Source organism: Staphylococcus sp. MZ3, assembly GCF_018622755.1.
Taxonomy (GTDB): domain Bacteria; phylum Bacillota; class Bacilli; order Staphylococcales; family Staphylococcaceae; genus Staphylococcus; species Staphylococcus aureus.
In genome coordinates, this window is sequence record NZ_CP076026.1 from 548,502 (window position 1) to 568,958 (window position 20,457).

Sequence of the window (20,457 nt, forward strand, 5' to 3'; positions counted from 1 at the left end):
GACAATATCTCCTTCAAACTTAGCTTTGGAGGAGTTGTTTTTTATGTCAAAATTAAAAATGATAAAAAATAAAGATATACATAAGAAAAAACCCCTTCAAAGACACTGAGAATAGTCAAAATTTTGAAGGGGTTAATTCGATGTTGATGTATTTGTTAAATAAAGAATCCAGCGATTGCAGCTGAAATGAAAGATACTAGTGTTGCACCGAATAATAGTTTCAAACCAAAGCGGGCAACTGTATCTCCTTTTTTGTCATTAAGAGATTTAATCGCACCTGAAATAATACCAATAGAGCTAAAGTTAGCAAATGATACTAAGAATACAGATGTAACACCTTTTGCGTGTTCAGATAAATCACTAAGTTTACCAAGTGCTTGCATTGCTACAAATTCGTTAGATAATAGTTTTGTCGCCATAACTGAACCGGCTTGAACTGCATCTTGCCATGGCACACCGACTAAGAATGCAAATGGTGCAAAGACAAAACCAATTAATGTTTGGAAATCCCAAGAAATAGCGCCACCTGAAACTGTACTAAAGATATTGCTTACAATTCCATTTAATAGAGCGATAATAGCAATGTATCCGATTAACATTGCGCCTACAATGACAGCTACTTTAAATCCATCTAAAATATATTCTCCTAGCATTTCGAAGAATGATTGTTGTCTTTCTTCAGTTTCTTCAACTAATAATTTGTCATCTTCTTCATTAACTTTATAAGGGTTAATAATTGAAGCGATGATGAAACCACCAAATAAGTTTAAGACAACAGCCGTTACAACATATTTAGGTTCAATTAAGGTAAAGTATGCACCGATAATTGAAGCAGAAACAGTCGACATTGCTGAAGCTGTTAATGTGTATAAACGTTGCTTAGGTATGTATGGTAATTGTTTTTTAATTGAAATAAATACTTCAGATTGTCCTAAAATTGCTGCAGCAACTGCATTGTATGATTCTAAACGTCCCATACCATTAATTTTAGAAATTAAGAATCCTAAAACATTAATGATTAAAGGTAAAATCTTTGTGTATTGAAGGATACCGATAATCGCTGAAATAAATACGATAGGTAATAATACACTGAAGAAGAATGGTGGTTGCTTAGGATCGATATATTGAATACCACCGAATACAAAGTTAACACCATCTGCTGCTTTTAATAATAAGTAGTTAAAACCGTTTGAAATACCACCAATAACCTTGATTCCCATTGTAGTTTTAAGCAAGATAAATGCAAAGATAAGCTGAATTGCAAGTAAAATTCCTACATATTTCCAGCGAATATTTTTCCTGTCTGAGCTAAATAGAAACGCAAGTGCTAAAAAGAAGATAATTCCGATAATCCCAATTAGAATATGCATATATTTCTCATTCCTTTAGTTTTTTCTACAATCTATCATACAATAAAATGGAAGGGCTAACATCATAAATTTTTGAAAATATAAAAACAAATTAATTGAAAAAGGTCAAAATAGGTCATATAATATAGTCAAAGAAGGTCAAAAAGGGGTGATATACATGCACAATATGTCTGACATCATAGAACAATACATCAAACGTTTATTTGAAGAGTCGAATGAAGATGTCGTTGAAATTCAGAGAGCGAATATCGCACAGCGTTTTGATTGTGTACCATCACAATTAAATTATGTAATCAAAACACGATTCACTAATGAACATGGTTATGAAATCGAAAGTAAACGTGGTGGTGGTGGTTACATCCGAATCACTAAAATTGAAAATAAAGATGCAACAGGTTATATTAATCATTTGCTTCAGCTGATTGGACCTTCTATTTCTCAACAACAAGCTTATTATATTATTGATGGGCTTTTAGATAAAATGTTAATAAATGAACGTGAAGCTAAAATGATTCAAGCAGTTATTGATAGAGAAACGCTATCAATGGATATGGTTTCTAGAGATATTATTAGAGCAAATATTTTAAAACGTTTGTTACCAGTTATAAATTATTACTAAATGAAATGAGGTGTTGAAGTGCTTTGTGAAAATTGTCAACTTAATGAAGCGGAATTAAAAGTTAAAGTTACAAGTAAAAATAAAACAGAAGAAAAAATGGTGTGTCAAACTTGTGCTGAGGGGCACCATCCGTGGAATCAAGCTAATGAACAGCCTGAATATCAAGAACATCAAGATAATTTCGAAGAAGCATTTGTTGTTAAGCAAATTTTACAACATTTAGCTACGAAACATGGCATTAATTTTCAAGAAGTAGCGTTTAAAGAAGAAAAACGTTGCCCATCATGTCATATGACTTTGAAAGATATTGCACATGTTGGTAAATTTGGGTGTGCTAATTGTTATGCAACATTTAAAGATGACATCATTGATATCGTCCGCAGAGTTCAAGGTGGACAATTTGAGCACGTTGGAAAGACACCACATTCTTCACATAAAAAGATAGCTTTAAAGCGAAAAATCGAAGAAAAGAATGAATATTTGAAAAAACTTATTGAAATCCAAGATTTTGAGGAAGCAGCCATTGTTAGAGATGAAATTAAAGCACTAAAAGCTGAGAGTGAGGTGCAACATGATGACGCATAATATTCATGATAATATCAGCCAATGGATGAAAAGTAATGAAGAAACACCAATTGTTATGTCTTCTAGAATTCGGTTAGCGCGTAATTTAGAAAATCATGTGCATCCACTAATGTATGCTACTGAAAATGATGGATTTAGAGTTATAAATGAGGTACAAGATGCCTTGCCAAACTTTGAATTAATGCGTCTTGATCAAATGGATCAACAAAGTAAAATGAAAATGGTTGCAAAGCATTTGATTAGTCCTGAACTAATAAAACAACCAGCAGCCGCAGTATTAGTGAATGACGATGAATCTTTAAGTGTCATGATAAATGAAGAGGACCATATTCGTATTCAAGCTATGGGAACTGACACGACATTACAGGCTTTATATAATCAAGCTTCATCAATTGATGATGAATTAGATCGAAGCCTTGATATAAGTTATGATGAACAACTTGGTTATTTAACTACATGTCCTACCAATATAGGTACTGGTATGAGAGCAAGCGTGATGCTACATTTGCCAGGTCTATCTATTATGAAAAGAATGACACGGATTGCTCAAACCATTAATCGTTTTGGATATACAATCAGAGGTATTTACGGTGAAGGTTCGCAAGTTTATGGACATACTTATCAACTATCCAACCAACTTACACTTGGTAAATCTGAGTTAGAAATCATAGAAACATTAACAGAAGTTGTTAATCAAATCATTCATGAAGAAAAACAAATACGACAAAAGTTAGACACTTATAATCAATTAGAAACACAAGACCGTGTTTTTCGCTCGCTAGGTATTTTACAAAACTGTAGAATGATAACTATGGAAGAGGCTTCTTATAGATTAAGCGAAGTTAAACTTGGTATAGATTTAAATTACATTGAATTACAAAACTTTAAATTTAATGAATTGATGGTAGCTATACAGTCACCATTTTTATTAGATGAAGAAGATGACAAATCTGTAAAAGAAAAACGAGCAGATATACTAAGAGAACATATAAAGTAGGAGGTCATTATTTATGTTATTTGGTAGATTAACTGAGCGTGCACAGCGCGTATTAGCACATGCCCAAGAAGAAGCAATTCGTTTAAATCATTCAAATATAGGAACAGAACACCTATTATTGGGGTTAATGAAAGAACCTGAAGGAATTGCTGCAAAAGTATTAGAAAGTTTTAATATCACTGAAGATAAAGTAATTGAAGAAGTTGAAAAATTAATCGGACATGGTCAAGATCATGTTGGTACATTGCATTATACACCTAGAGCTAAAAAAGTCATTGAATTATCGATGGATGAAGCTAGAAAATTACATCACAATTTTGTTGGAACGGAACATATTTTATTAGGCTTGATTCGTGAAAATGAAGGTGTTGCAGCAAGAGTTTTTGCAAATCTAGATTTAAATATTACTAAAGCACGTGCACAAGTTGTGAAAGCTTTAGGAAACCCTGAAATGAGTAATAAAAATGCACAAGCTAGTAAGTCAAATAATACTCCAACTTTAGATAGTTTAGCTCGTGACTTAACAGTCATTGCCAAAGACGGTACATTAGATCCTGTTATAGGACGTGATAAAGAAATTACACGTGTAATTGAAGTATTAAGTAGACGTACGAAAAACAATCCTGTGCTTATTGGAGAGCCAGGTGTTGGTAAAACTGCTATTGCTGAAGGTTTAGCGCAAGCCATAGTGAATAATGAGGTACCAGAGACATTAAAAGATAAGCGTGTTATGTCTTTAGATATGGGAACAGTAGTTGCAGGTACTAAATATCGTGGTGAATTTGAAGAGCGTCTGAAAAAGGTTATGGAAGAAATCCAACAAGCAGGTAATGTCATCCTATTTATTGATGAGTTGCATACTTTAGTTGGTGCTGGTGGTGCTGAAGGTGCTATCGATGCTTCGAATATTTTGAAACCGGCATTAGCACGTGGTGAATTACAATGTATTGGTGCTACTACATTAGATGAATATCGCAAAAATATTGAAAAAGACGCGGCTTTAGAACGTCGTTTCCAACCTGTACAAGTTGATGAACCTTCAGTAGTAGATACAGTTGCTATTTTAAAAGGATTAAGAGATCGTTACGAAGCACACCATCGTATTAATATTTCAGACGAAGCTATTGAAGCAGCTGTTAAATTAAGTAACAGATACGTTTCAGATCGTTTCTTACCAGATAAAGCAATTGATTTAATTGATGAAGCAAGTTCTAAAGTAAGACTTAAGAGTCATACGACACCTAATAATTTAAAAGAAATTGAACAAGAAATTGAAAAAGTTAAAAATGAAAAAGATGCCGCAGTACATGCTCAAGAGTTTGAAAATGCTGCTAACCTGCGTGATAAACAAACAAAACTTGAAAAGCAATATGAAGAAGCTAAAAATGAATGGAAGAATGCACAAAATGGCATGTCAACTTCATTGTCAGAAGAAGATATTGCTGAAGTTATTGCAGGATGGACAGGTATCCCATTAACTAAAATCAATGAAACAGAATCTGAAAAACTTCTTAGTCTAGAAGATACATTACATGAGAGAGTTATTGGGCAAAAAGATGCTGTTAATTCAATCAGTAAAGCGGTTAGACGTGCCCGTGCAGGGTTAAAAGATCCTAAACGACCAATTGGTAGCTTTATCTTCCTTGGACCAACTGGTGTTGGTAAAACTGAATTAGCTAGAGCTTTAGCTGAATCAATGTTTGGCGATGATGATGCGATGATCCGTGTAGACATGAGTGAATTTATGGAAAAACACGCAGTGAGCCGATTAGTTGGTGCTCCTCCAGGATATGTTGGTCATGATGATGGTGGACAATTAACTGAAAAAGTTAGACGTAAACCATATTCTGTAATTTTATTTGATGAAATTGAAAAAGCTCATCCAGATGTATTTAATATTCTATTACAAGTTTTAGATGATGGACATTTGACAGATACAAAAGGACGTACAGTTGATTTCAGAAATACAATTATCATAATGACATCAAACGTTGGGGCACAAGAATTACAAGATCAACGATTTGCTGGATTCGGTGGTTCAAGTGATGGACAAGATTATGAAACAATTCGAAAAACGATGTTAAAAGAATTAAAAAATTCATTCCGTCCAGAATTTTTAAACCGTGTAGATGATATCATTGTATTCCATAAACTAACAAAAGAAGAATTAAAAGAAATTGTAACAATGATGGTTAATAAATTAACAAATCGATTATCTGAACAAAACATAAATATTATTGTTACTGATAAAGCGAAAGACAAAATCGCAGAAGAAGGATATGATCCAGAATATGGTGCAAGACCATTAATTAGAGCGATACAAAAAACTATCGAAGATAATTTAAGTGAATTAATATTAGATGGTAATCAAATTGAAGGTAAGAAAGTTACAGTAGATCATGATGGTAAAGAGTTTAAATATGACATTGCTGAACAAACTTCAGAAACTAAAACACCATCGCAAGCATAATTATAAAACAGTCCAAAACAAATTAAAGTTTTGGGCTGTTTTTTTAGTAGCATTGAACTATAGAAATTCGTGAAAGTATCCATCAACGAAACAATCTAATAAAATAATCATCAAAGGATAGTTAAGAATTATATGTAACAAGTTAATGAGCATACAGCGATAGCATAAAGGTATGAATTTTTATAAAGGTTTTTTGTTTGAAGATACTAGCAACTTACGTCAAAATAAAATAGGTCTATATAATATTGTGATAAATCTAGAGAAAAGAGTTTACTAAGAAATTATTAAGATTTTATCTTTGAAAGATACCGACTATCAACATGATGTAAGTTTATTTTATAATATTCATAAAAAATAAATCTGGTAAAACAGTTTGCGTTAGTAGTCATGTTAAAATACAAACAAATGTAACTCACATTTAATTTGTCATAATGGGAATGTGCGTTTAAAATAGATTTGTTCAAAGGAAAGTGGAGGTGCAATTTTGGCCAAGAAAAAAGTGATTTTTGAATGTATGGCTTGTGGTTATCAATCTCCTAAATGGATGGGGAAATGTCCTAATTGTGGCGCTTGGAATCAAATGGAGGAAATTGTTGAAAAAGCAGCCAATCCTAAACATGGAGTTAAAACCAAGGAATTAGCAGGTAAAGTACAAAAATTAAATAGTATTAAACATGAAACAACGCCGAGAGTGTTAACAGATTCAGCAGAATTCAACCGTGTATTAGGTGGAGGTATTGTGAGCGGATCGTTAGTACTTATTGGTGGGGATCCAGGTATTGGTAAGTCAACGTTACTTTTACAAATTTGTGCATCGTTATCTCAAAAGAAAAAAGTACTATATATTACTGGAGAAGAATCGCTTAGTCAGACTAAATTACGTGCAGAGCGATTAGATGAAGATTCAAGTGAATTGCAAGTATTAGCTGAAACAGATCTTGAAGTTATTTATCAAACAGTAAAAGAAGAACAACCTGATTTATTAGTAGTGGATTCGATTCAAACAATATATCATCCTGAAATCAGCTCTGCGCCAGGTTCTGTTTCACAAGTTCGTGAAAGTACACAAAGTTTAATGAATATTGCTAAACAAATGAACATTGCAACTTTTATAGTGGGTCATGTAACGAAAGAAGGTCAAATTGCTGGCCCAAGATTGCTAGAACACATGGTTGATACTGTGCTTTATTTTGAAGGCGATGAACACCACGCATATCGAATTTTGCGAGCTGTTAAAAACCGTTTTGGTTCAACGAATGAAATGGGAATCTTCGAAATGAAGCAAAGTGGATTAAAAGGTGTAAATAATCCATCTGAAATGTTTTTAGAAGAACGTTCAACAAATGTTCCAGGTTCAACAATTGTTGCAACCATGGAGGGAACCAGACCACTTTTAATAGAAGTTCAAGCGCTGGTAACTCCAACGACTTTTAACAATCCGAGACGAATGGCAACAGGGATTGATCATAATCGATTAAGTTTGTTGATGGCTGTTTTGGAAAAGAAAGAAAATTATCTATTACAACAACAAGATGCTTATATCAAAGTAGCTGGCGGTGTAAAGTTAACGGAGCCAGCAGTTGATTTAAGTGTAATTGTAGCAACTGCATCTAGCTTTAAAGATAAAGCTGTCGACGGATTAGATTGCTATATTGGAGAAGTTGGTTTAACGGGTGAGGTACGTCGTGTATCTCGGATAGAACAACGCGTGCAAGAGGCTGCAAAACTAGGTTTCAAACGTGTAATTATTCCTAAAAATAATATAGGCGGATGGACATATCCTGAAGGTATACAAGTAATAGGTGTAACTACTGTACATGAAGCATTGTCATTTGCTCTTCATTCATAAAACATCAAGAAAGGAGGACATTGTGTGAATATCGTTAAACTAATGGTTATTATTATTTACTTAATTATTGGGAGCGCATTAGGAATAATTATTATTCCTGAAATTGCAAATGATCTTGGATTACAAAACTCCAGCTTTTTAAAAAATCACTATGTAGATGGCATTATCGGTAGTATTTTTATGTTCTTAATTTTTGGTGTATTTATTAGACGAGTTACTAACGCTATAAAAGGTTTAGAACATTTTATTATGCGTAGAAGTGCTGTTGAAATACTATTCGCAACAATAGGTTTAATAATCGGATTACTTATTTCTGTTATGGTGTCGTTTATATTAGAATCAATTGGTAACTCTATTTTTAATCATTTCATTCCTGTCATAATTACGATATTACTATGTTATTTCGGTTTCCAATTTGGCCTTAAAAAACGAGATGAAATGTTAATGTTTTTACCTGAGAATATAGCGCGTTCCATGTCACAACATACTAAAAGTGCTACGCCAAAAATTATCGACACAAGCGCAATTATTGATGGTCGTATTTTAGAAGTCATTCGTTGCGGTTTTATCGATGGCAATATTTTAATTCCACAAGGTGTTATTAATGAATTACAAATTGTTGCAGATTCAAATGACAGTGTTAAACGTGAAAAGGGTAAAAGAGGCTTAGATATTTTAAATGAATTGTATGATTTAGATTATCCTACAAAGGTCATACATCCAACTAAAACACATAGTGATATTGATACAATGCTATTAAAGCTAGCAAAACAATATCATGCAAGTATTATAACGACAGATTTCAACCTAAATAAAGTTTGTCATGTACATGGTATCAAAGCATTAAATGTTAATGATTTATCAGAAGCAATCAAACCTAATGTACATCAAGGTGATCAACTGCATATTTTACTGACAAAAATGGGTAAGGAGCCTGGTCAGGCAGTAGGATATCTAGATGATGGTACGATGGTAGTTGTTGATAATGCTAAAAATCTTATTGGCAGTCATGTCAATTTAGAAGTAGTCAGCTTATTGCAAACATCTTCAGGAAGAATTGTTTTTGCTAAAAAAATCGAAGATACAGTATCATTATAAAAACTGTAGTTGACGAAAACAAAATAGATATTAAAAGGTATATGAAATGGCGAAGTTTGTAATTTGAAGTATAACTATAAATAAATGCAAAACATATTAGTTATCAAAAAATACAAATAGTGCTAATATATCATTGAAACAAGTTCATTAAGTGTTAAATTTTAGATATTAATAAAGTTATTCTTATAGCAATCAAGACATACAAAATTAGAATCAATTTTAACGTATTTGAATAGTTAATTTGAAGTTTAATTTCACAGTACATAATATTCATTTTTAAGTCGTTGAAATGTTTATGTAGTGCAGTCTTGATTCTTAGGGATAGCTTTTTTAAAGTGTTGAAAAAACAACAGCTTTCTATTTAAAATTTAAGCATATTACCCAGGGAATTATGTTATGATTAAACAATGAAATTATTTTAAGGTCATGTTAAAAAGCATTGTTTCGTTTTAACAATAAGACGAGTTAGACATTTGTTATGACGGTCGAAGATAGCAAATGAACAATTTATATGAACTAACTTGAAAATCTGATATTTAATTTAGGAGTGAAAAAAATGAGCGATCGTATAAGAGTAAGATATGCACCAAGTCCAACTGGTTATCTCCATATTGGTAATGCAAGAACAGCATTATTCAATTACTTGTATGCTAAACATTACAACGGAGATTTTGTGATTCGAATTGAAGATACTGATAAAAAACGTAATTTAGAAGATGGAGAAACATCACAATTTGATAATCTTAAATGGTTAGGATTAGATTGGGATGAGTCTGTAGATAAAGACAATGGCTACGGACCATATCGTCAATCTGAACGTCAACATATCTACCAACCATTAATAGATCAGTTACTAGCAGAAGATAAAGCATATAAATGCTATATGACAGAAGAAGAATTAGAAGCTGAACGTGAAGCGCAAATCGCTCGTGGTGAAATGCCTCGCTATGGTGGTCAACATGCGCATTTGACTGAAGAACAACGTCAACAATTTGAAGCAGAAGGACGCCAACCATCAATTCGTTTCCGAGTACCTCAAAACCAAACGTATTCATTTGATGATATGGTAAAAGGAAATATTTCATTTGATTCAAATGGTATTGGTGACTGGGTTATCGTAAAAAAAGATGGCATTCCAACGTACAATTTTGCAGTAGCTATAGATGATCATTACATGCAAATTTCAGATGTAATTCGTGGTGATGATCATATTTCAAACACGCCTAAACAAATTATGATTTATGAAGCATTTGGCTGGGAGCCACCTCGTTTTGGTCATATGTCATTAATTGTTAATGAAGAACGTAAAAAGTTAAGTAAACGTGATGGGCAAATTTTACAATTTATTGAGCAATATCGTGACTTAGGTTATTTACCTGAAGCGTTATTTAATTTTATTGCGTTATTAGGTTGGTCTCCTGAAGGTGAAGAAGAAATCTTTTCTAAAGAAGAATTTATCAAAATCTTTGATGAAAAGCGTTTGTCAAAATCACCAGCATTTTTCGATAAGCAAAAATTAGCATGGGTTAATAACCAATATATGAAACAAAAAGATACTGAAACAGTATTCCAATTAGCATTACCTCATTTAATTAAAGCGAATTTGATTCCTGAGGTGCCGTCAGAAGAGGATTTATCTTGGGGACGCAAATTAATTGCGCTTTATCAAAAAGAAATGAGTTATGCCGGTGAAATTGTACCTTTATCAGAAATGTTCTTTAAAGAAATGCCAGCTCTTGGTGAAGAAGAACAACAAGTGATTAATGGAGAGCAAGTACCAGAGTTAATGACGCACTTATTCAGTAAATTAGAAGCACTTGAACCATTTGAAGCGGCTGAAATTAAAAAGACAATTAAAGAAGTTCAAAAAGAAACAGGAATAAAAGGCAAGCAATTATTTATGCCTATTCGTGTTGCTGTAACAGGCCAAATGCATGGTCCTGAATTACCAAATACAATTGAAGTACTTGGTAAAGAAAAAGTGCTAAACCGTTTAAAACAATATAAGTAATGAAATAGACAAGATCAAGGTAGTATATACTTGAATTTTATAACGTAACCACATATGATAAAGTTGTATTAACAAATTACAACAATATGAATAAAGTATTTTATATAAAACGAAGGATTAGTAATTAAATTTATACGATGCAGAGAGTGTACGGTTGCTGTGAGTACAACGTAGAAATTAATGAATGCACCTTCGTAAAATGAATTAAATATATAATGAGAGTGATGAGCATTAAGTTGACTTAGTTTCCTTGATAATTTGGAAGCGCCCGCAATATTATTAATGTTATTCGCTAAATTCAGAGTGGAACCGTGCGGAAGCGCCTCTAACAATACAATTTGTATGTTAGTGGTGCTTTTTTGATATTTAATTTCGCAGGTACTTCAATTATGTATTTACGTAGTTCAATCATTGAGGAGGAAATGATCTTGTTAAAAAGAATGAGAGACGATATAAAAATGGTATTTGAGCAGGATCCAGCGGCACGTTCAACATTAGAAGTCATTACAACGTATGCAGGTTTACATGCAGTTTGGAGTCATTTGATTGCACATAAGTTATACAACCAAAAAAAATATGTTGCAGCACGCGCGATATCTCAAATTTCAAGATTTTTCACAGGTATAGAAATCCATCCAGGTGCTAAAATTGGAAAGCGTCTATTTATAGATCATGGTATGGGCGTTGTAATAGGAGAAACATGTACAATTGGTGATAATGTGACAATCTATCAAGGCGTGACACTTGGTGGGACAGGGAAAGAAAGAGGGAAAAGACACCCAGATATAGGAGACAATGTTTTAATAGCAGCGGGTGCGAAAGTTTTAGGAAATATTAAAATAAATTCAAATGTAAATATTGGTGCAAATTCAGTTGTTTTACAATCAGTTCCAAGCTATTCAACGGTTGTTGGTATACCAGGACATATTGTTAAGCAAGATGGTGTTCGAGTTGGAAAAACATTTGATCATCGCCATCTACCTGATCCAATTTATGAACAAATTAAGCATTTAGAACGACAACTTGAAAAGACTAGGAATGGAGAGATTCAAGATGATTACATTATATAATACGCTTACACGTCAAAAAGAAGTGTTCAAGCCTATAGAACCAGGGAAAGTAAAAATGTATGTATGTGGTCCTACTGTATATAACTACATTCATATTGGTAACGCAAGACCAGCAATTAATTATGACGTAGTGAGACGTTACTTTGAATACCAAGGATATAATGTAGAATATGTATCAAATTTTACAGACGTAGATGATAAATTAATTAAACGTTCTCAAGAATTAAATCAGTCTGTTCCCGAAATTGCAGAAAAATATATCGCTGCTTTTCATGAAGATGTTGGTGCGTTAAATGTTAGAAAAGCGACTTCAAATCCAAGGGTAATGGACCATATGGATGACATTATTCAATTTATTAAAGATTTGGTGGATCAAGGTTATGCATATGAAAGTGGTGGCGATGTTTACTTTAGAACACGTAAATTTGAAGGTTATGGTAAATTAAGTCATCAATCCATAGATGACTTAAAAGTGGGTGCTCGTATAGATGCAGGAGAGCATAAGGAAGATGCACTTGATTTTACATTGTGGAAAAAAGCGAAGCCTGGCGAGATTAGTTGGGATAGCCCATTTGGTGAAGGTAGACCAGGATGGCATATAGAATGTTCTGTAATGGCATTTCATGAGCTAGGACCTACAATTGATATACATGCGGGTGGTTCAGATTTACAATTTCCACATCATGAAAATGAAATAGCACAATCAGAAGCACATAATCATGCGCCATTTGCTAATTATTGGATGCATAATGGTTTCATTAATATTGATAATGAAAAAATGAGTAAATCACTAGGCAACTTTATTTTAGTTCACGATATTATTAAAGAAGTTGATCCAGATGTACTAAGATTCTTTATGATTAGCGTACATTATAGAAGCCCAATTAACTATAATCTAGAATTGGTAGAATCAGCACGTAGTGGACTAGAGCGTATTCGCAATAGTTATCAATTAATTGAAGAGCGCGCACAAATTGCTACTAATATTGAAAATCAACAGACATATATTGATCAAATTGATGCGATTTTAAATCGTTTTGAAACAGTTATGAATGATGATTTTAATACAGCTAATGCAATTACAGCTTGGTATGATTTAGCAAAACTTGCGAATAAATATGTACTAGAGAACACAACATCAACAGAAGTAATTGATAAATTTAAAGCAGTTTATCAAATTTTCAGCGATGTTTTAGGTGTACCGTTAAAATCTAAAAATGCAGATGAATTATTGGATGAAGATGTTGAAAAATTAATCGAAGAGCGTAATGAAGCAAGGAAAAACAAAGATTTTGCACGAGCAGATGAAATTCGAGACATGCTGAAATCACAAAACATTATATTAGAAGACACACCTCAAGGGGTTAGATTTAAACGTGGATAATCAACAAGATAATCACATTAAATTATTGAATCCATTGACCTTAGCATATATGGGAGACGCAGTCTTAGATCAATATGTACGTACCTATATCGTTTTAAAGCTTAAAAGTAAGCCTAATAAACTACATCAAATGTCTAAAAAATATGTATCTGCCAAAAGTCAGGCGCAAACGTTAGAATATTTAATGGAGCAAGAATGGTTTACAGACGAAGAAATGGATATTTTGAAGCGAGGGCGTAACGCGAAAAGTCATACTAAAGCTAAAAACACTGATGTTCAAACATATCGTAAAAGTTCAGCGATAGAAGCAGTGATAGGTTTTCTTTATTTAGAAAAAAGAGAAGAACGATTAGAGGCATTATTAAATAAAATAATAACAATAGTAAACGAAAGGTAGTGACGATGTGGAAGATACGGTTATTGTTGGTAGGCATGCTGTTAGAGAAGCGATTATTACTGGGCATCCGATAAATAAGATATTGATTCAAGAAGGTATTAAAAAGCAACAAATTAATGAAATTTTAAAAAATGCAAAAGATCAAAAAATCATTGTTCAAACTGTACCAAAATCTAAATTAGATTTTTTAGCAAATGCACCACATCAGGGTGTTGCAGCGCTTATTGCACCATATGAATATGCTGACTTCGATCAATTTTTAAAACAGCAAAAAGAAAAAGAAGGTTTATCGACAGTACTTATATTAGACGGCTTAGAAGACCCGCATAACTTGGGATCAATTTTAAGAACAGCCGATGCAACGGGAGTTGATGGTGTTATTATTCCTAAACGTCGTTCAGTTACACTAACGCAAACAGTTGCAAAAGCCTCAACAGGTGCAATTGAACATGTACCAGTTATTCGAGTGACAAATTTAGCTAAAACTATCGATGAACTAAAAGATAATGGCTTTTGGGTAGCTGGCACTGAAGCTAATAATGCAACAGATTATAGAAATCTAGAAGCGGACATGTCATTGGCTATTGTAATTGGTAGCGAAGGACAGGGTATGAGTCGCCTAGTAAGTGATAAATGCGATTTTTATATTAAGATTCCAATGGTTGGACATGTAAACAGTTTGAATGCTTCGGTTGCAGCAAGTTTAATGATGTACGAAGTATTTCGAAAAAGACATGATGTTGGAGAAATATAATGAAAGAACGTTACTTAATCATTGATGGATACAATATGATAGGACAATCACCAACGCTAAGCGCCATTGCAAAAGAGAATTTAGAAGAAGCTAGAATGCAATTAATAGATGCAATTGCAAATTATAATGCAGTTATTTCAGATGAAATTATTTGTGTTTTCGATGCTTATGACCAATCGGGTGTTGAAAGAGAATACATGTATCATGGCGTTAAAACGATTTTTACCAAGGAAAAAGAAACAGCTGATAGTTTCATAGAACGTTATGTTTATGAACTTTATGACAAGCATACTAAGCATATTACAGTTGTAACAAGTGATATGAGTGAGCAACATGCTATCTTTGGATCAGGTGCATATAGAATATCATCTCGCGAAATGTGGAGAGATTTAAAAGAAAATGAAATTGATGTGAGTAAATCATTAGATGATATAAGTGAAAACAAGCCAAGAACTCGAATTCCGTTATCTTCTGAAATCCTTGCAGAATTTGAAAAAATACGAAGAGGACATCATAAGAAATGACATTTCCGTCATCTTGAAATTTTGAATGTAACAATATTAAACTAACCTTAAATTTTAGATAGAAGGGGTTAGTTTAATATTTGAAATACGATTTGACAACTCAAGACAGTACAATCAAACGTAACAATGCAATAAATGATAAAGACTTCGAAAAGTTAGTAATGGATCTACAACCATTAATTATTCGACGCATCAAAACATTTGGATTTAATCATTATGATTTAGAAGACTTATATCAAGAAATACTTATACGGATGTATAGGTCGGTCCAAACATTTGATTTTAGTGGAGAGCAGCCTTTCACAAATTATGTTCAATGTTTAATTACGTCTGTAAAGTATGATTATTTGAGAAAATATTTAGCTACAAATAAAAGAATGGATAATTTGATTAATGAATATAGAGTTACGTATCCATGTGCAATAAAGCGTTATGATGTTGAAAACAATTATTTGAATAAATTAGCAATTAAAGAGTTGATTCGTCAGTATAAGTATTTGAGTGCATTTGAAAAAGATGTCATGTATTTAATGTGTGAACAATATAAGCCGAGAGAAATTGCTCAATTGATGCATGTAAAAGAGAAAGTGATTTATAATGCCATACAACGATGTAAAAATAAAATAAAACGTTATTTCAAAATGATTTGAAAAGCGCCTTAGGACGTGAATTGAATTATAACGTGTTACTTACTGATGGTTTGACATTTGTTATAAATTTTATGTATAGTATACTGGTATTATAATGAATAAAGGTGAATTATTGTGAGAAAAATACCTTTAAATTGTGAAGCTTGTGGCAATAGAAATTATAATGTTCCTAAGCAAGAAGGCTCGGCAACAAGATTAACCTTAAAGAAATATTGTCCAAAATGTAACGCGCACACAATTCATAAAGAATCGAAATAAATACATTCGAAATAATACTTTGATAATATGTTCAAAGGATTTGGAGGTTGAGCAGATGGCTAAAAAAGAAAGTTTCTTTAAAGGCGTTAAGTCTGAAATGGAAAAAACAAGTTGGCCGACGAAAGAAGAGCTATTTAAATATACTGTAATTGTAGTTTCTACTGTTATATTCTTCTTAGTCTTTTTCTATGCCTTAGATTTAGGAATTACAGCATTGAAAAATTTATTATTTGGTTAGAGGAGTGAAGACATGTCTGAAGAAGTTGGCGCAAAGCGTTGGTATGCAGTGCATACATATTCTGGATATGAAAATAAAGTTAAAAAGAATTTAGAAAAAAGAGTAGAATCTATGAATATGACTGAACAAATCTTTAGAGTAGTCATACCGGAAGAAGAAGAAACTCAAGTAAAAGATGGCAAAGCTAAAACGACTGTTAAAAAAACATTCCCTGGATATGTTTTAGTGGAATTAATCATGACAGATGAATCATGGTATGTGGTAAGAAATACACCAGGCGTTACTGGTTTTGTAGGTTCTGCAGGTGCAGGGTCTAAGCCAAATCCATTGTTACCAGAAGAAGTTCGCTTCATCTTAAAACAAATGGGTCTTAAAGAAAAGACTATCGATGTTGAACTCGAAGTTGGCGAGCAAGTTCGTATTAAATCAGGTCCATTTGCGAATCAAGTTGGTGAAGTTCAAGAAATTGAAACAGATAAGTTTAAGCTAACAGTATTAGTAGATATGTTTGGCCGAGAAACACCAGTAGAAGTTGAATTCGATCAAATAGAAAAGCTTTAATTAACAATTAAAGTTATTAAACTAACCAAAAGATAAAAAAGAGTATTGATTTTTTAATTAGAAAAGTGTTAAAATTATGTGGTCGCGCTTTTAGAGCGCCCATTTCGTCACGAAATGTTAAGAGTGGGAGGGCAAAACTGAGCCCTGTGACCACATCACGATATCAAGGAGGTGCACATCGTGGCTAAAAAAGTAGATAAAGTTGTTAAATTACAAATTCCTGCAGGTAAAGCGAATCCAGCACCACCAGTTGGTCCAGCATTAGGTCAAGCAGGTGTGAACATCATGGGATTCTGTAAAGAGTTCAATGCACGTACTCAAGATCAAGCAGGTTTAATTATTCCGGTAGAAATCAGTGTTTATGAAGATCGTTCATTTACATTTATTACAAAAACTCCACCGGCTCCAGTATTACTTAAAAAAGCAGCTGGTATTGAAAAAGGTTCAGGCGAACCAAACAAAACTAAAGTTGCTACAGTAACTAAAGATCAAGTACGCGAAATTGCTAACAGCAAAATGCAAGACTTAAACGCTGCTGACGAAGAAGCAGCTATGCGTATTATCGAAGGTACTGCACGTAGTATGGGTATCGTTGTAGAATAATTTTACGAATATTAAATTTGATTACATGATTTAAACGATGAAGCAGATAACAGAGATAATAATGATGAATTATAAATATAATCTGAATGACTAGATTAATGATTGATTTATTCATAAGATTAATTCTTCTGTTGTCTGCTCTTAACTTGCATATAGCAAGTAATGTGGGAGGAAATTCCGCTAAAACCACTAAAGGAGGAACTATAAATGGCTAAAAAAGGTAAAAAGTATCAAGAAGCAGCTAGTAAAGTTGACCGTACTCAGCACTACAGTGTTGAAGAAGCAATTAAATTAGCTAAAGAAACAAGCATTGCTAACTTTGACGCTTCTGTTGAAGTTGCATTCCGTTTAGGAATTGATACACGTAAAAATGACCAACAAATCCGTGGTGCAGTTGTATTACCAAACGGAACTGGTAAATCACAAAGTGTATTAGTATTCGCTAAAGGTGACAAAATTGCTGAAGCTGAAGCAGCAGGTGCTGACTATGTAGGTGAAGCAGAATACGTTCAAAAAATCCAACAAGGTTGGTTCGACTTCGATGTAGTAGTTGCTACACCAGACATGATGGGTGAAGTTGGTAAATTAGGTCGTGTATTAGGACCAAAAGGTTTAATGCCAAACCCTAAAACTGGAACTGTAACAATGGATGTTAAAAAAGCTGTTGAAGAAATCAAAGCTGGTAAAGTAGAATACCGTGCTGAAAAAGCTGGTATCGTACATGCATCAATTGGTAAAGTTTCATTTACTGATGAACAATTAATTGAAAACTTCAATACTTTACAAGATGTATTAGCTAAAGCTAAACCATCATCTGCTAAAGGTACATACTTCAAATCTGTTGCTGTAACTACAACAATGGGTCCTGGAGTTAAAATTGATACTGCAAGTTTCAAATAATAAATGATATAAACAATTACAGGCTGAAAGAAATATCTTTCAGTCTGTAAAAATATATTGACAATAAGTAATTTCCAAGTTATATTACTTATTGTGATTATTTTACCTAAGACAGTAGGAGTTATTTATAACTTAAAATTTATCCTGCCGAGGCTAAAATTGACTTGAACGTGATGATCTATGATCTTTCAAGCACTTTTTGCCGTGGGTAGAAAGTGCTTTTTTTATTAATTTTAAAAAAAGCACCAAAAATTTAAATGGAGGTGTCTGAATGTCTGCTATCATTGAAGCTAAAAAACAACTAGTTGATGAAATTGCTGAGGTACTATCAAATTCAGTTTCAACAGTAATCGTTGACTACCGTGGATTAACAGTAGCTGAAGTTACTGACTTACGTTCACAATTACGTGAAGCTGGTGTTGAGTATAAAGTATACAAAAACACTATGGTACGTCGTGCAGCTGAAAAAGCTGGTATCGAAGGCTTAGATGAATTCTTAACAGGTCCTACTGCTATTGCAACTTCAAGTGAAGATGCTGTAGCTGCAGCGAAAGTAATTTCTGGATTTGCTAAAGATCATGAAGCATTAGAAATTAAATCAGGCGTTATGGAAGGCAATGTTATTACAGCAGAAGAAGTTAAAACTGTTGGTTCATTACCTTCACACGATGGTCTTGTATCTATGCTTTTATCAGTATTACAAGCTCCTGTACGCAACTTCGCTTATGCGGTTAAAGCTATTGGAGAACAAAAAGAAGAAAACGCTGAATAATTTTTAGCGTAAAAAAATTAAAAATAATGGAGGAATTATAAAATGGCTAATCATGAACAAATCATTGAAGCGATTAAAGAAATGTCAGTATTAGAATTAAACGACTTAGTAAAAGCAATTGAAGAAGAATTTGGTGTAACTGCAGCTGCTCCAGTAGCAGTAGCAGGTGCAGCTGGTGGCGCTGACGCTGCAGCAGAAAAAACTGAATTTGACGTTGAGTTAACTTCAGCTGGTTCATCTAAAATCAAAGTTGTTAAAGCTGTTAAAGAAGCAACTGGTTTAGGATTAAAAGATGCTAAAGAATTAGTAGACGGAGCTCCTAAAGTAATCAAAGAAGCTTTACCTAAAGAAGAAGCTGAAAAACTTAAAGAACAATTAGAAGAAGTTGGAGCTACTGTAGAATTAAAATAATTCAAGTATCTTAAACTTAATAATCAAAGTTTTATAGCAAGTATTGCTATAATATAATGATTCTTTGAGAAGTTAAAACCCCGTTATTTTGATAACGGGGTTTTATTCATTTAAAGACTGAGTGAAATGTTATAATTATAATGACGAGTTACAAAGTGAAGATGAGGTGGAATAATGAGTCATTATTACGATGAAGATCCAAGTGTAATTAGCAATGAACAACGTATTCAATATCAATTAAACCATCATAAAATTGATTTAATAACTGATAATGGAGTGTTTTCGAAAGATAAAGTAGATTATGGTTCAGATGTTCTTGTTCAAACTTTTTTAAAAGCGCATCCACCTGGTCCAAGTAAGCGAATTGCCGATGTTGGTTGTGGTTACGGACCAATTGGTTTGATGATTGCTAAAGTATCACCACATCATTCAATTACGATGCTAGATGTTAATCACAGAGCGCTAGCCTTAGTTGAAAAAAACCAAAAATTAAACGGTATTGATAATGTGATCGTAAAGGAAAGTGATGCTTTGTCTGCTGTGGAAGACAAAAGTTTTGATTTTATTTTAACCAATCCACCAATAAGAGCAGGGAAAGAAACCGTGCATCGTATATTCGAGCAAGCATTACATAGATTAGACTCGAACGGTGAACTATTCGTTGTAATTCAGAAGAAGCAAGGTATGCCATCTGCAAAGAAAAGAATGAATGAACTTTTTGGAAATGTAGAAGTGGTAAATAAAGATAAAGGATATTATATTCTGAGAAGTATAAAAGCTTGAAATGAAATGGATATTCTGTTATAGTTATATAATATAAAAATTTATGTTCAATAAGTGTGTACTTTTACGTTAAATAGATAAGTTAATTAAGAATAAATATAGAATCGAAAATGGTGTCATCATTAGTGTTGCCGTTTTCTTTTTGTCTTTTTA

22 protein-coding genes and 1 other annotated feature are annotated in these 20,457 nt (G+C 33.0%); of the genes, 21 read left to right on the forward strand and 1 reads right to left on the reverse strand.

Going from position 1 to position 20,457, the window contains the following annotated elements; genetic code table 11:
- Positions 1 to 155: 155 nt before the first annotated feature.
- Positions 156 to 1,370, reverse strand: coding sequence for a NupC/NupG family nucleoside CNT transporter (locus KI230_RS02550; protein ID WP_000547794.1), 1,215 nt, complete (start codon positions 1,368 to 1,370; stop codon positions 156 to 158).
- A gap of 157 nt (positions 1,371 to 1,527) precedes the next feature.
- Here KI230_RS02550 and KI230_RS02555 point away from each other — a divergent pair, with 157 nt between their 5' ends.
- The 21 genes from KI230_RS02555 to KI230_RS02655 all read left to right on the forward strand — a co-directional run bounded on the left by KI230_RS02555 (position 1,528) and on the right by KI230_RS02655 (position 20,304).
- On the forward strand, positions 1,528 to 1,989 hold the full coding sequence (locus KI230_RS02555; protein WP_000551762.1) for a CtsR family transcriptional regulator: 462 nt from the start codon (positions 1,528 to 1,530) through the stop codon (positions 1,987 to 1,989).
- An 18-nt stretch (positions 1,990 to 2,007) separates the two neighbouring features.
- The gene (locus KI230_RS02560) at positions 2,008 to 2,574 is read left to right on the forward strand and encodes a UvrB/UvrC motif-containing protein (protein WP_000882069.1); all 567 of its coding nucleotides are present in this window, start codon (positions 2,008 to 2,010) and stop codon (positions 2,572 to 2,574) included.
- Positions 2,564 to 3,571 (forward strand): protein arginine kinase, encoded by a 1,008-nt coding sequence (locus KI230_RS02565; RefSeq protein WP_214958312.1) that lies wholly within the window; start codon positions 2,564 to 2,566, stop codon positions 3,569 to 3,571. The genes KI230_RS02560 and KI230_RS02565 overlap by 11 nt, the downstream gene beginning before the upstream one ends.
- 13 nt (positions 3,572 to 3,584) lie before the next feature.
- On the forward strand, positions 3,585 to 6,041 hold the full coding sequence (locus KI230_RS02570) for an ATP-dependent Clp protease ATP-binding subunit (RefSeq protein ID WP_000897132.1): 2,457 nt from the start codon (positions 3,585 to 3,587) through the stop codon (positions 6,039 to 6,041).
- Between the two features lie 484 nt (positions 6,042 to 6,525).
- Positions 6,526 to 7,890 (forward strand): DNA repair protein RadA, encoded by a 1,365-nt coding sequence (radA, locus tag KI230_RS02575; protein ID WP_001085219.1) that lies wholly within the window; start codon positions 6,526 to 6,528, stop codon positions 7,888 to 7,890.
- Positions 7,891 to 7,914: 24 nt separating this feature from the next.
- Positions 7,915 to 8,988, forward strand: a complete 1,074-nt coding sequence (locus tag KI230_RS02580) for a PIN/TRAM domain-containing protein (RefSeq protein ID WP_001028376.1) — start codon at positions 7,915 to 7,917, stop codon at positions 8,986 to 8,988.
- 556 nt (positions 8,989 to 9,544) lie between these two features.
- Positions 9,545 to 10,999 carry a glutamate--tRNA ligase gene (gene gltX, locus KI230_RS02585; RefSeq protein ID WP_001283792.1) on the forward strand — a complete coding sequence of 485 codons (1,455 nt, stop codon included), beginning with the start codon at positions 9,545 to 9,547 and terminating at the stop codon, positions 10,997 to 10,999.
- A gap of 422 nt (positions 11,000 to 11,421) precedes the next feature.
- On the forward strand, positions 11,422 to 12,069 hold the full coding sequence (gene cysE / locus KI230_RS02590; RefSeq protein ID WP_001805237.1) for a serine O-acetyltransferase: 648 nt from the start codon (positions 11,422 to 11,424) through the stop codon (positions 12,067 to 12,069).
- Positions 12,053 to 13,453, forward strand: coding sequence for a cysteine--tRNA ligase (gene cysS / locus KI230_RS02595; protein ID WP_000631963.1), 1,401 nt, complete (start codon positions 12,053 to 12,055; stop codon positions 13,451 to 13,453). Before cysE ends, cysS begins: the two co-directional genes overlap by 17 nt.
- On the forward strand, positions 13,446 to 13,850 hold the full coding sequence (locus tag KI230_RS02600; RefSeq protein WP_000370182.1) for a Mini-ribonuclease 3: 405 nt from the start codon (positions 13,446 to 13,448) through the stop codon (positions 13,848 to 13,850). Before cysS ends, KI230_RS02600 begins: the two co-directional genes overlap by 8 nt.
- A 7-nt stretch (positions 13,851 to 13,857) precedes the next feature.
- Positions 13,858 to 14,604, forward strand: coding sequence for a 23S rRNA (guanosine(2251)-2'-O)-methyltransferase RlmB (gene rlmB / locus KI230_RS02605; RefSeq protein ID WP_000390332.1), 747 nt, complete (start codon positions 13,858 to 13,860; stop codon positions 14,602 to 14,604).
- Positions 14,604 to 15,128 (forward strand): NYN domain-containing protein, encoded by a 525-nt coding sequence (locus KI230_RS02610; protein WP_000664738.1) that lies wholly within the window; start codon positions 14,604 to 14,606, stop codon positions 15,126 to 15,128. Before rlmB ends, KI230_RS02610 begins: the two co-directional genes overlap by 1 nt.
- 80 nt (positions 15,129 to 15,208) lie before the next feature.
- On the forward strand, positions 15,209 to 15,778 hold the full coding sequence (locus tag KI230_RS02615) for a sigma-70 family RNA polymerase sigma factor (protein WP_045176736.1): 570 nt from the start codon (positions 15,209 to 15,211) through the stop codon (positions 15,776 to 15,778).
- Positions 15,779 to 15,892: 114 nt separating this feature from the next.
- The gene (rpmG, locus tag KI230_RS02620) at positions 15,893 to 16,036 is read left to right on the forward strand and encodes a 50S ribosomal protein L33 (protein ID WP_001788193.1); all 144 of its coding nucleotides are present in this window, start codon (positions 15,893 to 15,895) and stop codon (positions 16,034 to 16,036) included.
- A gap of 55 nt (positions 16,037 to 16,091) precedes the next feature.
- Positions 16,092 to 16,274: a preprotein translocase subunit SecE gene (gene secE, locus KI230_RS02625; RefSeq protein ID WP_001074473.1), complete on the forward strand. Its 183-nt coding sequence runs from the start codon at positions 16,092 to 16,094 to the stop codon at positions 16,272 to 16,274.
- Positions 16,275 to 16,286: 12 nt separating this feature from the next.
- The gene (gene nusG, locus KI230_RS02630) at positions 16,287 to 16,835 is read left to right on the forward strand and encodes a transcription termination/antitermination protein NusG (RefSeq protein WP_001288302.1); all 549 of its coding nucleotides are present in this window, start codon (positions 16,287 to 16,289) and stop codon (positions 16,833 to 16,835) included.
- A gap of 180 nt (positions 16,836 to 17,015) precedes the next feature.
- On the forward strand, positions 17,016 to 17,438 hold the full coding sequence (gene rplK / locus KI230_RS02635; RefSeq protein ID WP_001085792.1) for a 50S ribosomal protein L11: 423 nt from the start codon (positions 17,016 to 17,018) through the stop codon (positions 17,436 to 17,438).
- 207 nt (positions 17,439 to 17,645) lie between these two features.
- Positions 17,646 to 18,338 (forward strand): 50S ribosomal protein L1, encoded by a 693-nt coding sequence (gene rplA, locus KI230_RS02640; RefSeq protein WP_001074619.1) that lies wholly within the window; start codon positions 17,646 to 17,648, stop codon positions 18,336 to 18,338.
- A gap of 87 nt (positions 18,339 to 18,425) precedes the next feature.
- Positions 18,426 to 18,572: a sequence feature (ribosomal protein L10 leader region), on the forward strand.
- 37 nt (positions 18,573 to 18,609) lie between these two features.
- Complete coding sequence (rplJ, locus tag KI230_RS02645) at positions 18,610 to 19,110, forward strand: 50S ribosomal protein L10 (RefSeq protein WP_001273085.1); 501 nt, start codon at positions 18,610 to 18,612, stop codon at positions 19,108 to 19,110.
- 42 nt (positions 19,111 to 19,152) lie between these two features.
- Complete coding sequence (rplL, locus tag KI230_RS02650; protein WP_001273586.1) at positions 19,153 to 19,521, forward strand: 50S ribosomal protein L7/L12; 369 nt, start codon at positions 19,153 to 19,155, stop codon at positions 19,519 to 19,521.
- Positions 19,522 to 19,695: 174 nt separating this feature from the next.
- The gene (locus KI230_RS02655; RefSeq protein ID WP_023913388.1) at positions 19,696 to 20,304 is read left to right on the forward strand and encodes a class I SAM-dependent methyltransferase; all 609 of its coding nucleotides are present in this window, start codon (positions 19,696 to 19,698) and stop codon (positions 20,302 to 20,304) included.
- The last annotated feature ends 153 nt before the right edge of the window (positions 20,305 to 20,457 follow it).

What these genes read in the sequence shown, in the direction of transcription:
- KI230_RS02550 (WP_000547794.1), bottom strand. Translation starts at nt 1,370, where the DNA reads ATGCATATTCTAATTGGGATTATCGGAATTATCTTCTTTTTAGCACTT.
- KI230_RS02555 (WP_000551762.1), top strand. Translation starts at nt 1,528, where the DNA reads ATGCACAATATGTCTGACATCATAGAACAATACATCAAACGTTTATTT.
- KI230_RS02565 (WP_214958312.1), top strand. Translation starts at nt 2,564, where the DNA reads ATGACGCATAATATTCATGATAATATCAGCCAATGGATGAAAAGTAAT.
- KI230_RS02570 (WP_000897132.1), top strand. Translation starts at nt 3,585, where the DNA reads ATGTTATTTGGTAGATTAACTGAGCGTGCACAGCGCGTATTAGCACAT.
- gltX (WP_001283792.1), top strand. Translation starts at nt 9,545, where the DNA reads ATGAGCGATCGTATAAGAGTAAGATATGCACCAAGTCCAACTGGTTAT.
- cysE (WP_001805237.1), top strand. Translation starts at nt 11,422, where the DNA reads ATGATCTTGTTAAAAAGAATGAGAGACGATATAAAAATGGTATTTGAG.
- cysS (WP_000631963.1), top strand. Translation starts at nt 12,053, where the DNA reads ATGATTACATTATATAATACGCTTACACGTCAAAAAGAAGTGTTCAAG.
- KI230_RS02610 (WP_000664738.1), top strand. Translation starts at nt 14,604, where the DNA reads ATGAAAGAACGTTACTTAATCATTGATGGATACAATATGATAGGACAA.
- secE (WP_001074473.1), top strand. Translation starts at nt 16,092, where the DNA reads ATGGCTAAAAAAGAAAGTTTCTTTAAAGGCGTTAAGTCTGAAATGGAA.
- nusG (WP_001288302.1), top strand. Translation starts at nt 16,287, where the DNA reads ATGTCTGAAGAAGTTGGCGCAAAGCGTTGGTATGCAGTGCATACATAT.
- rplA (WP_001074619.1), top strand. Translation starts at nt 17,646, where the DNA reads ATGGCTAAAAAAGGTAAAAAGTATCAAGAAGCAGCTAGTAAAGTTGAC.
- rplJ (WP_001273085.1), top strand. Translation starts at nt 18,610, where the DNA reads ATGTCTGCTATCATTGAAGCTAAAAAACAACTAGTTGATGAAATTGCT.
- rplL (WP_001273586.1), top strand. Translation starts at nt 19,153, where the DNA reads ATGGCTAATCATGAACAAATCATTGAAGCGATTAAAGAAATGTCAGTA.
- KI230_RS02655 (WP_023913388.1), top strand. Translation starts at nt 19,696, where the DNA reads ATGAGTCATTATTACGATGAAGATCCAAGTGTAATTAGCAATGAACAA.